This is a genomic window from Olsenella sp. An293, assembly GCF_002159495.1.
In the GTDB taxonomy this organism is placed as follows: Bacteria; Actinomycetota; Coriobacteriia; order Coriobacteriales; family Atopobiaceae; genus Thermophilibacter.
This window is the reverse complement of the sequence record NZ_NFIT01000002.1, coordinates 27,173-39,496: the sequence shown is the minus strand read 5'-3', so window position 1 is coordinate 39,496 and position 12,324 is coordinate 27,173. Positions and strand designations below refer to the sequence as shown.

11 protein-coding genes are annotated in these 12,324 nt (G+C 67.8%); 10 read left to right on the top strand and 1 reads right to left on the bottom strand.

The annotated features are described in order from the left end of the window. The first annotated feature begins 23 nt into the window (after positions 1-23). Positions 24-1,115 (top strand): phosphoribosylformylglycinamidine cyclo-ligase, encoded by a 1,092-nt coding sequence (gene purM, locus B5F85_RS01320; RefSeq protein ID WP_087313659.1) that lies wholly within the window; start codon positions 24-26, stop codon positions 1,113-1,115. Continuing rightward, entirely contained in the window at positions 1,105-1,743 is a 639-nt protein-coding gene (purN, locus tag B5F85_RS01315; RefSeq protein WP_087313657.1) for a phosphoribosylglycinamide formyltransferase, read from the top strand. Before purM ends, purN begins: the two co-directional genes overlap by 11 nt. A 334-nt stretch (positions 1,744-2,077) precedes the next feature. Here the strand turns inward: purN and rlmD are convergent, their stop codons facing one another. Beyond that, the gene (rlmD, locus tag B5F85_RS01310) at positions 2,078-3,244 is read right to left on the bottom strand and encodes a 23S rRNA (uracil(1939)-C(5))-methyltransferase RlmD (RefSeq protein WP_087313655.1); all 1,167 of its coding nucleotides are present in this window, start codon (positions 3,242-3,244) and stop codon (positions 2,078-2,080) included. A gap of 139 nt (positions 3,245-3,383) precedes the next feature. On the opposite strand from rlmD, the gene B5F85_RS01305 reads away from it, so the two are divergent. The 8 genes from B5F85_RS01305 (at position 3,384) to B5F85_RS01270 (ending at position 12,323) form a co-directional block, all read left to right on the top strand. Then, positions 3,384-4,403, top strand: a complete 1,020-nt coding sequence (locus B5F85_RS01305) for an SPFH domain-containing protein (protein ID WP_087313653.1) — start codon at positions 3,384-3,386, stop codon at positions 4,401-4,403. Positions 4,404-4,415: 12 nt separating this feature from the next. Beyond that, positions 4,416-4,598 (top strand): Arc family DNA binding domain-containing protein, encoded by a 183-nt coding sequence (locus B5F85_RS01300; protein WP_087313651.1) that lies wholly within the window; start codon positions 4,416-4,418, stop codon positions 4,596-4,598. 132 nt (positions 4,599-4,730) lie between these two features. After that, positions 4,731-6,806, top strand: a complete 2,076-nt coding sequence (locus tag B5F85_RS01295; protein ID WP_087313649.1) for an elongation factor G — start codon at positions 4,731-4,733, stop codon at positions 6,804-6,806. A gap of 135 nt (positions 6,807-6,941) precedes the next feature. Beyond that, on the top strand, positions 6,942-8,129 hold the full coding sequence (locus tag B5F85_RS01290) for an FprA family A-type flavoprotein (RefSeq protein ID WP_087313647.1): 1,188 nt from the start codon (positions 6,942-6,944) through the stop codon (positions 8,127-8,129). Positions 8,130-8,386: 257 nt separating this feature from the next. Further along, positions 8,387-9,322, top strand: coding sequence for a hypothetical protein (locus B5F85_RS01285; protein ID WP_087313645.1), 936 nt, complete (start codon positions 8,387-8,389; stop codon positions 9,320-9,322). A gap of 370 nt (positions 9,323-9,692) precedes the next feature. Next, on the top strand, positions 9,693-11,039 hold the full coding sequence (locus B5F85_RS01280) for a hemolysin family protein (protein ID WP_087313643.1): 1,347 nt from the start codon (positions 9,693-9,695) through the stop codon (positions 11,037-11,039). An 85-nt stretch (positions 11,040-11,124) separates the two neighbouring features. Then, on the top strand, positions 11,125-11,814 hold the full coding sequence (locus B5F85_RS01275; protein WP_087313641.1) for a hypothetical protein: 690 nt from the start codon (positions 11,125-11,127) through the stop codon (positions 11,812-11,814). Positions 11,815-11,873: 59 nt separating this feature from the next. Beyond that, positions 11,874-12,323 carry a YtxH domain-containing protein gene (locus tag B5F85_RS01270; RefSeq protein ID WP_087313638.1) on the top strand — a complete coding sequence of 150 codons (450 nt, stop codon included), beginning with the start codon at positions 11,874-11,876 and terminating at the stop codon, positions 12,321-12,323. Position 12,324 lies beyond the last annotated feature (1 nt).

Below are 12,324 nucleotides of genomic sequence, written 5' to 3'. Positions count from 1 at the left end.
CGCCTTCGACAGAAAGGACCAAGATGGCCGACAACACCAAGCACGTGAGCTACGAGGACGCCGGCGTCGACACCGCCGAGGGCGCCCGCGCCGTCGACGCGATCAAGGCGGCCGTCGCGGCCACCAACCGACCTGAGGTCATCGGCGGGCTCGGCGGGTTTGGCTCGTGCTTCTCGGCCGCCGCGCTCAAGGACATGGAGGAGCCGATCCTGGTCTCCGGCACCGACGGCGTGGGCACCAAGCTGGCCATCGCCCAGCTGCTCGACCGTCACGAGACCGTGGGCGAGGACCTCGTCGCCATGTGCGTGGACGACATCGTCCCGATGGGCGCCGAGCCGCTGTTCTTCCTCGACTACGTGGCCATCGGCAAGCTGCGCGCCGAGCACGTGGCCAAGATCGTGGGCGGCATCGCCGAGGGCTGTCGCAAGTCCGGCTGCGCGCTGGTGGGCGGCGAGATGGCCGAGCACCCCGGCGTCATGGCCGCTGACGACTACGACCTCGCCGGGTTTGTGGTGGGCGTCGTGGACCGTCCCAAGATGATCGGGCCGGACAAGGTGCGCGAGGGCGACGTCATCCTCGGCCTGCCGAGCTCGGGCATCCACTCCAACGGCTACTCCCTGGTGCGCAAGGTCGCCATCGAGGGCAAGACGGTCGAGGAGCTCGAGACGCCGCTGCCCGAGCTGGGCGGCGAGTCGCTCGCCGACGCCGTGATGCGCCCGACCACGATCTACGCCGGCAAGCTCCTGGCCGCCTTGCGCGCCGGCGCGCCCATCCACGCGATGGCGCACATCACCGGCGGCGGCATCACCGAGAACCTGGACCGCGCGATGCCCGAGGGGCTCGACGCGCTGGTGTACCGCGGCGGCGAGGCGGGTCCCGCCTGGGACGTCCCGCCGGTCATCACCTACATGATCCGCGAGGCCGGCCTCACGCTCGAGGAGGCGTACCGCACCTTCAACATGGGCGTGGGCATGGCCATCGTGTGCGCGCCCGAGGACGAGGCCGCGGTGCGCGAGGCGCTGGTCGCGCAGGGTCTCGCGCCGTTTGAGGTTGGCCGCGTCATTGCCGGCGAGGCGGGCGCCAAGGGGAAGGTCGTGTACGACGATGAGCGATAGGGCTGCGGGCGCGCCCGCCATCAGGCTGGGCGTCCTCATCTCCGGCAGCGGGACCAACCTGCAGGCCATTATCGACCGCATTGCCGACGGCACGCTCGACGCTTCGATCGAGCTCGTCGTGAGCTCGCGCCCGAGCGCCTTTGGCCTCAAGCGCGCCGAGGCGGCCGGCCTGCAGACGCTTACCCTCTCCAAGGAGATCTACGCCGATCCCGAGCAGGCGGACGAGATCATCGCCGCCGAGCTCTCGCGCCGCGACGTTGACTACGTCATCATGGCCGGCTACATGCGCAAGGTGCACGACCCGATCCTCGCGGCGTTTCCCAACCGGGTGGTCAACCTGCACCCGGCGCTGCTGCCGAGCTTCCCGGGCGCCCACGCCATCCAGGACGCCTATGACCGCGGCGTCAAGGTCACGGGCGTGACAGTGCACTTCGCCAACGCCGACTACGACGCCGGTCCCATCATCGCCCAGCGCGCGCTGCCGGTGGAGGAGGGTTGGTCGGTCGACGAGCTCGAGGCGCACATTCACGAGATCGAGCACGAGCTCTACCCCGAGGTCGTGGGCCTGCTCGCCGCCGGGCGTGTCCACGTGCGCCCCGACCTCACCGTGGCCATCGACTCCGAGTAGGCGCGACAGACCAGAGACTTCCAGAGGGGCGCGGGCACGCTGCCGTGCGGCAGCGGGCCCGTGCCCCTCTTGCGCGTCCGGCGGCGTGCAAAAGTGGCGTTCGATCCATATTTGGGCCGCGCGAAAAACAAAACCCGCCTTCGATCCATGCGATTTTGGCCCTCTGCGGAGCGGCTGCAAAACGCCAACAGGCATTTTGCAGTAAGAGATGGCTAACAGCTCGCTCGAAGCGGCTCTGAGGCGAATAATCTCATGGATCGAAGGCCGGTTTTGTTCTGGCGGGTCGGGAAAAATGGATTGAAGGGCGATTTTGCAGCCGCCGCGACGCGGCGCGCTACCGGCGCTCGAGCGTGACCACGCTTTCGACGTGCTTGGTGTGCGGGAACATGTCCACCGGCGCCACGCGCGTGAGGCGGTATCCCCGCTCTCGCAGCAGCTCGAGGTCGCGCGCCTGCGTGATCACGTTGCAGCTCACGTAGACCACGCGCCCCGGCGCGAGCGCCGCCACCCCGGCGAGGAACTCCGGCGTGCTCCCGGCCCTCGGCGGGTCCATGATGACGACGTCGAAGCGCTCCTCGCGACCCGCCCCCGCCATCCATGCCGTGGCATCCGCGGCGACGAAGCGACACCGCTGCGCGACCCCGTTGGCCTCGGCGTTGCGCCGCGCGCAGGCGACGGCGCCCGAGACCTGCTCCACGCCCACCACCTGCGCGTCCGGGCTTTCGGCCGCGGCGCAGATGCCGATGGTGCCCGTGCCGCAGTAGGCGTCGAGCACGCGCCGCGCGCCCGCGGCGCCCTCGAGCGCCAGCCGGTAGAGGACCTCGGTCTGCGCGGGGTTGGTCTGGTAGAAGCTCGTGGGGCCAATCTCGAAGGTACACCCGAGCAGCCTGTCGTGCATGTGGCCGGGGCCATAGAGCGTGTGGCACCGCCGGCCTAGGATCGCGTTGGTGCGGCGGTCGTTCACGTTCTGCACGATGCTCGTGACCTCGGGGCACGCCGCGCGCAGCTCGGAGACCAGGCGCTCGGCGCCGCGCAGCTCGTCCACGCGCGTGACGAGCGTGAGCAGCACGTCGTCCGTCGCGTAGCCGCAGCGCACGACGGCGTGGCGCAGCACGCCCACGCCGCGGTCCTCGTCGTAGGGCGGGATGTGCAGGCGCTCGGCGGTTTGGGCGACGGCGCCCAGGATGCGCCGAGCGCGCGGGTCCTCGACCAGGCAGTCCCGGCACGGCACGATGCGATGCGTGCCGGCGGCGTAGAACCCGCAGAGCACGCGACCGCGGGCCCCGTGCGCAAACGGCGTGGCGGCCTTGTGGCGGTAGCGCAGCGGCTCGTCCATGCCGCGGATGGGCTCGAGCTCGCAGCCGTCCGCCGCCGCCATCTCGCCCAGCAGCCCCTCCACCTGCTCCTGCTTGCGGCGCAGCTGTATGGGGTAGGGAACCGCGAGCCACTCGCAGCCCCCGCAGTCGCGCGCGATCGGACAGGTGTAGGTCTTGTATCCCATGGCGTCCAGTATACCTGCCGTTCGCCGACATTCTCCCCGCGCCCGCCCCTCCCTCTTGAAAAGAAACCAACTTGATATCACAATGGCATCAGCGCACCGCGACCCATAGGGGGCCGCAGCGCCGTTGAAAGGAACCAAGATGACCGTAGAGAAGCAGGCCCGCGCCGCGTCCGGCTGGCCCATGCTCTTCGTCAACCTCGTCGCTTACGCCGCCGCCATCTGGGGCATGGTTCAGGGCATCATCATCCTCGCCTCCGCGGAGGACGCCGGCGTGCCCGCCCCCGTCACGGGCCCCGCGCTGCTCGTCGGCGGCATCGTGCTGCTCATCGTGTCCATCATCATCAGCAGCGGCTTCTTCTCGCTGCAGCCGGGCCAGGCCCGCGTGCTCGTGCTCTTTGGCAACTACGTGGGCACCGTCCGCGAGTCCGGCTTCTACTGGGTGAACCCCTTCTACAGCCACAGCCTGGGCTCCGAAGGAACCGGCGCCTCCATCGACGTGAGCCTGGAGGAGGGCACCCCGTCCGTGAAGGCCGCCGCTGCCGCCAAGGCGCTCTCCACCAAGGTCTCCCTGCGCGCCCGCACCCTCAACGGCGACCGTCTCAAGGTCAACGACAAGATGGGCAACCCCATCGAGATCGCGACCGTCGTGGTCTGGCACGTGGCCGACACCGCCAAGGCCCTCTTCGACGTGGACCACTACCCCAGCTACGTGTCCATGCAGACCGAGACCGCGCTGCGCCACGTGGCGAGCATCTACGCCTACGACCACATGGAGGACGACGACGCCTCCAACAGCTCCATCACGCTGCGCTCCAACATCGAGGAGGTCTCCGAGTCCCTCAAGGAGGAGCTCGACCGTCGCCTCGCCCCGGCCGGCGTCTCCGTGGACGACGCCCGCCTTACGCACCTCGCCTACGCGCCGGAGATCGCCCAGGCGATGCTGCGCCGCCAGCAGGCCGAGGCCATCATCGCCGCGCGCAAGAAGATCGTCGAGGGCGCGGTCTCCATGGTGGACATGGCGCTCAAGGAGCTCTCCGACGGCGGCGTGGTGGAGTTCGACGACGACCGCAAGGCCGTGATGGCCTCCAACCTGATGGTCGTGCTCTGTGGCGAGTCCGAGGCCCAGCCCGTCCTCAACACCGGCTCCCTCTACCAGTAAGGCGCCGACGTCGTGGCCGCGCGCAAGCAATATCCGCTCCGCATAGACCCGGAGGTCTGGGCGGCGGTCGAGCGCTGGGCCGCCGACGAGATGCGCAGCGCCAACGGCCAAGTCGAGTGGATCTTGCGCGACGCTCTGCGCCGCGCCGGCCGGCTTCCCAAGAAGGGCGAGGGGGGCGACGAACCCAAGAAGTGACCGTGGGGGCGGGACGGAGACGTTGCGCCCCCACCGTTCTTCTCGCCCGCTGCCCGATATGTGCGAAACGTCGCGCCCAAACGTGGGTAAGGTGATTCACATCGTGCATACACCCCGTTCAAGGGAGGCATCATGGCTGCAAAGGGAACCGAGAAGGTCAAGAACGTGGTCCTTGTGGGCCAAGGCGGCGTGGGCAAGACCATGCTGGCCGAGGCCATGCTCCACCTGACGGGCCGCACCACCCGTCTGGGCGGTCACGCCGGCACCAAGCCCACGCTCGACTACGACGGCGAGGAGGGCGAGCGCGGCTTCTCCATCTCCACCGCCATCGCCCCGATCGTCTGGGAGGGCACCCGCCTGAACGTGCTCGACGCCCCCTGCTACCCCGACTTCGTCGGCGACGCCTACGCGGCCATGAGCGCCTGCGAGACCGCCGTCTTTGTCGTGGACGCGGCCTCGGGCCCGGGCACCATCACCACCCGCCTGTGGTACGCCGCCGAGGAGCTCAGCCTCGCGCGCGCGCTGTTCATCAACCGCCTCGACCGCCCCGACGCCGACTTTGACGTCGCCTTCGCCGCGCTCCAGGAGCGCTTTGGCACCAACCTCGGCGCCGTCACCATCCCCATGGGCTCCGGCGAGGCCTTCCAGGGCATCATCGACGTCGTCCACATGAAGGCGCGCCACCTCGAGAACGGCAAGCCCGTGGTCGAGGACGTCCCCGCCGAGTTCGTCGACGCCGCCGAGGCCGCCCGCGCCCAGCTCACCGAGCTCGTCGTCGAGGCGGACGACGAGGTCATGATGAAGTACCTCGAGGGCGAGGAGGTCACCCAGGACGAGCTCGAGGGCCTGCTCGCCAAGGCCATCCGTGAGCGCGTCTTTGTCCCGGTCTTCTCCGGCAGCTGCGTGCGCGAGGAGGGCGTCATCTCCTTCATGGACGCCGCCGTGGCCTGGTTCCCCACGATGGCCGACTTTGGCCGCATCCCGCTGGTCAACGGCGAGCAGCTCGACATCTCCGAGGATGACGAGCGACCCGTGGTCTTTGCCTTCAAGTCCCTCAACGACCCGCAGAACGGCCGCCTCTCCTTCCTCAAGGTCCTCGCCGGCACCATCACGCCGGGCATCGAGCTCACCAACGCCCGCACCCGCAAGACCGAGCGTCTCGGCCACCTCTACCAGATGTGCGGCAAGGAGACCACCGACGTCCAGTCCGCAGCCGCTGGCGACATCGTCGTGGTTCCCAAGCTCGAGGCCATGACCGGCGACACCCTGTCCGTCACGGGCAAGGTCGAGGCCGCCGAGTTCCGCTTCCCCAACTCGCTCTATCGCATCGCCATCGAGCCCGACTCCCGCGGCACCGAGGGCAAGCTCTACGCCTTCCTCGAGAAGAGCGCGGACGCCGACCCCACCCTCAAGGTCGAGCGCGACGAGGACACCGGCCAGACCGTCATCTCCGCCATCGGCGAGGCGCAGGTCAGCGTCCTTCTCGACCGCCTCGAGGACCGCGCCGGCATCACCGCCCACACCGTGGCGCTCAAGATCCCGTATCGCGAGACCATCCGCCGCGTCGCCTCCGCCCAGGGCCGCCACAAGAAGCAGACCGGCGGCGCCGGCCAGTACGGCGACTGCTGGCTGCGCATCGAGCCCAACCCGGGCGCCGGCTACGAGTTTGCCGACGAGGTCGTGGGCGGCCACATCCCGCGCGGCTTCATCCCGGCCATTGACAAGGGCGTCCAGGAGACCATGCGCGAGGGCGTGCTCGCCGGCTACCCGATGATCGACGTCAAGGTCGCCGTCTACGAGGGCTCCTACCACCCCGTCGACTCCAACGAGATGGCGTTCAAGACCGCCGCGCGCATCGGCTTCCAGAAGGCCGTCGAGCAGGCCGAGCCCGTCCTGCTCGAGCCCATGGCGCACCTGCGCATCACCGTGCCCGAGAGCTACGCCGGCTCCGTGATGGGTGACGTCTCTGCCTCCCGCGGCCGCGTCGAGGGCATGGAGGCCGGCACCGGCGCCACCGCCGGCGAGACCACCGTCGTCGCGACCATCCCGTACGCCGAGGTCACCGACTACGCCACCCGCCTGCGCTCGCTCTCCCGCGGCACCGGTGAGTTTGAGCTCGAGGTCTCCGGCTACGAGCAGGTCCCGCACGACATCCAGCAGAAGCTCGCGGCCGAGTACGCCGCCCGCCGCGCCGCCGGCGAGAAGTAGTCTGCAAATTGGGGACAGTCCCCAAATAACAGAGCCCCCACGCGGGCGGTCGGTCCTCGGGGTCCGGCCGCCCGCAGTTGGGTAAAATGCCTCTAGCCGGCTAACAAATAAGGCCGTCATCCCACAGGAGGTCCCATGCTTTCCGCAGTTCAGATCAAGCCCGACGTCTACTGGGTCGGCGCGCTCGACTGGAACGCGCGCGAGTTCCACGGCTACACCACCGAGGCGGGCATCACCTACAACGCCTACCTCATCCTCGACGAGAAGGTCACCCTCATCGACACCGCCAAGGTCACCTTCAAAGACGAGCTGCTCCAGCGCATCTCTTCGGTGATCGACCCGTCCAAGATCGACGTCCTCGTTGCCAACCACGTGGAGATGGACCACTCCGGCTCCACGCCCATGATCCACGAGCTCGCCCCCGGCGCCGAGATCTACTGCTCCGCCCCGCAGGGCGTCAAGAACATGACCGCCCATTACGGCGACCTGGGCTATCACGGCGTCAAGACCGGCGACACCCTGTGCATCGGCAAGCGCACCCTGACCTTTGTCCAGACCCCGATGGTCCACTGGCCGGACAACATGGTGACCTACGACGCCTACGACAAGATCCTCTTCTCCAATGACGCCTTTGGCCAGCACTTTGCCAGTTCCGCACGCTTTGACGACGAGAACGACCTCTGCGAGATCATGCACCAGGCGCGCAAGTACTACGCCAACATCGTTCAGCCCTACCGCGCCCAGGCCACGGCTGCCGTGAAGGCCGTGCGCTCCCTCGGGCCGGACGCGCTCGACATGATCTGCCCGGCGCACGGCGTGATCTGGCGCAGCCACGTCGAGGACATCCTGCGCGCCTACGAGGAGGACTTCGTCTCCGGCGCCGTCAAGGAGCGTGCCGTGGTGGTCTACGACTCGATGTGGCACTCCACCGAGAAGATCGCCCGCGCTCTCGTTGACGGGTTCCTGGCCGCCGGCGTGCCCGCGCAGCTGATGGACCTCAAGGAGAACCACATCTCCAACGTCATGGACGTCTTCCTCGACTGCAAGTACGTCTGCGTGGGCTCGCCGACCCTCAACAGCCAGATGCTACCCACCGTGGCGAGCTTCCTCACCTACATGAAGGGCCTCTCGCCCAAGAACGACAACCGCGTGGGCCTGGCCTTTGGCTCTTACGGCTGGGCGCCGCTTGGCCCCAACAACGTGGGCAAGGAGCTCGAGGCTGCCGGCTTCCAGCTCCCTGAGAAGACCTTCGCCGTGAACTGGATCCCGAGCGAGGAGCAGCTCACCGAGGCACGCGACCTCGTGGCTAAGCTCGTGGGCTAACCAAGGCGCGACATACGCGAGAAGAGGCCGTCCGGGCATGCTCGGGCGGCCTTTTCTACATTCGCTCAAAGCATGAACAAGGTTTCGACAAATGTAGAAAAATAAAGGACAAGATAAATAGCTTTTACAAAATCAGATCTCCTGGCATACTTAACGCTAGAGTTGTGTTACAAAGCTAGGAGGTTAAGTTGATAGTAGGATATGAGTCAGCGCTCAACTATTGGAGAAATATAAGGGTCGCGCACGAGGGACGCAGCGTGGCGGAGCCCGCCGGAAAGACCTACGGAGCGCGGGCGCTCTCCGTCTCGGAGCGGGCAGGCCTCGCGCTTGACCTGTGTGACAGCGAGGCGCCCCTCAAGGTTGTCTTGAGGGGGCGGGAGGGGCGGCACGGAGCGGCACGCGTCGAAGATCACGTCTGGCGAGGCCCGCTGACCGACGAGCATCTAGTTGGCCTGGGTGACGACATCTCCGTGTGCAGGATGCCCGTGGTCTTCTGCCAGCTCGCCTCGAGCTGGGACACCATCGAGCTCGCCGAGCTTGCCTGCGAGATGGCGGGGGCCTACGCGCTCACCCCCTGGTCAAACGAGGGGAGCGCGGGCGACGTCGAGCCGCTCGCGAGCCTCGCCGACCTTCAGGGCTACGCAAAGGCCGCCCGGGCCCTGCGCGTCCGAGGGGCGGTCCGGGCCCTGTCGGCCCTTGCGCTCGCCGTCGAGCGCTCGAACTCGCCGAGGGAAACGAGCGTGGCGATCTTCTTCCTCCAGAGCCGCGCGCGTGGTGGCGCAGGGCTCGTGGGCTTTGCCATGAACAAGCGCATTGACCTGCCCGATCGGCTTGCCGAGGCCTTTGGGCAGAAGACTATCGTCCCAGACTTTTCCTGGGAAAACGGGACCGTGGTGGAATACGACAGCACTCAGGAGCACCTGTCTCCCGCGGCGCGGGCCCGAGACGAGGCAAAGCGGCGCATATACCAGGATGAGGGTATGGACTGTCTGACGCTCACCAACGGAATCCTGAGGAGCAATGCCCTGCTCGACCACTTCGTGAGCGACTTGGAGCGGAGCCTGGGCCTGAGCCGGCGGCCCCCGAGCGCCCGCATGGCGCAAAGCAGAAGGGACCTGCGGGAGCGGCTGTTCGGAACGGAGTCGCAGGAGGCGGCCCTCAAGGAGCTCAGCGGCGGAGCACTCGGCTCGTGAGCGCAAAAGTGGCGCTCAATCCATATTGAGGCGCGACGCGGAACAAAACCCGCCTTCGATCCATGGAAAAATGGCCGCGCGCGGGGTCTTGCGGGCGCCGCCGCCAGCGTTTTCCCAGATGATCGTTCGAGCGGGCGCCGCCGAGGGGCGCGTGACCCCTCAAAAGCCATGGATCGAAGGCGACTTTTGTCCCGCGACCCATCGGAATATGGATTGAAGGGGCGTTTTGCAGCCTTGCGACAACCTGGGGGACAACGTTGTGGTGTATGCGCGTTCGACCTGATAAAATCAATCCATTGTGTCGAGGGCCCCATCGTCCCGGCCCGCGGCACGCATCTGATCCCCGACCGAGGAGGTTGCGCACAGGCGCATGGACGTAGCCATTAGCATCGTTGTCACGTTTCTGCTCACGCTCGCAAACGGTTATTTCTCAGCCTCAGAGCTGGCCGTCGTCTCCGCCAAGCGGGCAATTCTAGAACCCGAGGCAGAGGAGGGTGACAGGAGGGCAAAGGCGGCCCTGGCCCTCTCCGCTGACTCCGGCCAGTTCCTCGCAACCATCCAGGTAGCCATTACGCTCGTCGGCTTTGCCTCCGCGGCGTTTGCCTCCACGAGCCTTTCCGACCCGCTCGGCATGTGGTTCGAGAGCTTCGGCGTGCCCGACGGCATCTCCGACGCCCTCGCCCCCGTCATCATCACGCTCCTCGTGTCCTACCTCTCCATCGTGGTGGGCGAGCTCGTCCCCAAGCGCATCGCGCTCGCTGATTCCGAGGGCGTGGCAAAGTCCGTCTCGGGCGTCATCCGTGCGTTCATGCACGTGGCCCGACCCTTCGTCTGGCTGACCTCCAAGTCTGCCGCCGGTCTCTCCGCCCTTCTGGGCGTCGCCTCCGCCGACGAGCGTGACAGCTTCTCCGAAGAGGAGATTAAGTATATGGTGACGGACGCCGACGAGCTCACCGACCAGGAGAAGTCGATGATCCACGAGGTCATCGACATGGGCGACACCATCGCCCGCGAGGTCATGGTCCCGCGCGTCGACATGACGGCCATGGAGGACACCTCCACGCTCACCGAGGTCCTCGCCGTCATGCGCCGCACCGGCTACTCCCGCATCCCGATCTTCCACGAGTCCGTCGACCGCATCGTGGGCATCGCCCACATCAAGGACATCATCAGCCCGATCCTGGACGAGGGCCGCGCCTCCGACCCCGTTGCCGGCCACGTGCGCTCCGCCGACTTTGTCCCTGACACCAAGGACATTATCCCGCTGCTCTCCGAGATGCAGTCCAGCCACGATCAGATGGTCATCGTCGTCGACGAGTACGGCGGCACGGCGGGCATCATCACCATCGAGGACATCGTCGAGGAGGTCGTGGGCGAGATCGAGGACGAGTTCGACCCCGACAACAAGTACCTCACCAAGCTCTCCGACCGCGAGTGGCTCGTCGACGGCCGCTTCTCCATCGACGACGCCATCGAGCTCGGCTGGCCCATCGAGGACAGCGAGGAGTACGAGACCGTCGCCGGCTTCGTGCTCGAGCTCGCCGACAAGGTCCCTCACCCCGGCGACATCATCGAGAAGGACGGCTTCCAGTTCCGCGTCCAGTCGATGCGCGGCCGTCGCCTCTCCATGCTCCGCGTCGTGGCGCCCGAGCCCGCCGCCGAGGATGCCGAGACTGACGCTGACGGGGATAAGCCGGCCGACTCCGAGAAGGAGTAGGCCGGACCCCGCGACATTCATTACAATGGTCAAAGGTACGCCGCCCGCCGCTCCCGGTGGGCCTGACACGAGGGGGAGCCGGGCGATGGCTCAGCTTTTCGAGATCAAGAAGGTGATCGTCGGCCCGAGGAACCTCGAGGCCATCGTGGAGCTCGCGCCGAGCGCGCCGCTCATGACCAGCGAGGACCCCAAGGGCACCGAGCTCGTGCTCGACCTCATGCCGGGGCTCGCCGACCACCTCTGCCTGGGCGACTCCTCGTCCAGCTTTGGCGAGGTCGTAGAGGACACCGAGCTCGCTCACCTGCTCGAGCACGTGACCGTCGAGCTGCTCGCCCGCACCGACGTGGCGGGAGACGTCTCCTCCGGCCTGACAACGGGCCTCGGCGACGGCCTCTACCAGATTACCCTCGCCTGCCCGGATGACGTCCTGGTTGCCGGCGCGCTGTCGAGCGCGGTCTGGGTCCTCCAGTGGGCCTACTCCGGCGGCAGCGACCCGCGTCCCGACGTGGACGCCATCGTCGACGGGCTCGTCTCCCTGGTGGAGAGCCTCGGGGCCGAGGAGCCGGAGCTCGCTTCCGAGCCCGAGCCCGAGCCCATGGCCGCGCCGGCACCCGAGGCAGAGCCCGAGCTCGTGGATGACTTTGCCGACGAGCCTGAGACGGAGGACCTCACCCCCGAGCCCGAGGACGCCCCCGAGGACGAGAAGGACCCCGAACCCGGCCCCGCGGACGCCTGGGATCTCGGCGACGTCCCGCGCCCCCACCTTGTTCGCTAACACCCGCCCACCCGGCGCACTCCCGCGCCCCCAGTAGCCAGCACTGACAGGAGGATCCCATGAACAAGAAGACGGTCGGCTTCATCTTTGGCAGCATCGTCGGCGCTGCGGCTGGCGTCGTCGCGGGCGTCATGCTCGCCCCTCGCTCCGGCGCCGAGAGCCGCGCCATGGCGGCCGACGCCATGAACGACGCGTGGGACAGCGCCGTCGACACCTATGAGCGCGGCGCCGGCGTCGTCTCCGACAAGTTCAGCGGCGTGCGCCCCGTGGTCGACGCCAAGACCGACGAGCTTCGCGCCAAGGTCGACCTCGCCCGCGAGCGCATGGACCAGCTCCGCGACTCCCTCTCCGAGGCCGTCGCCGGTGCCTCCTCCCAGGTCCAGGACGCCGTGAGCTCCGTGGCCGATCGCGTCTCCGCCATGACCGACATGCCCGTCGCCGACGAGAAGCCCGCCGACGCCGTGCACGTCGAGGTCGTCGACGCCGACGACGAGACCCCCGAGGCGTAGC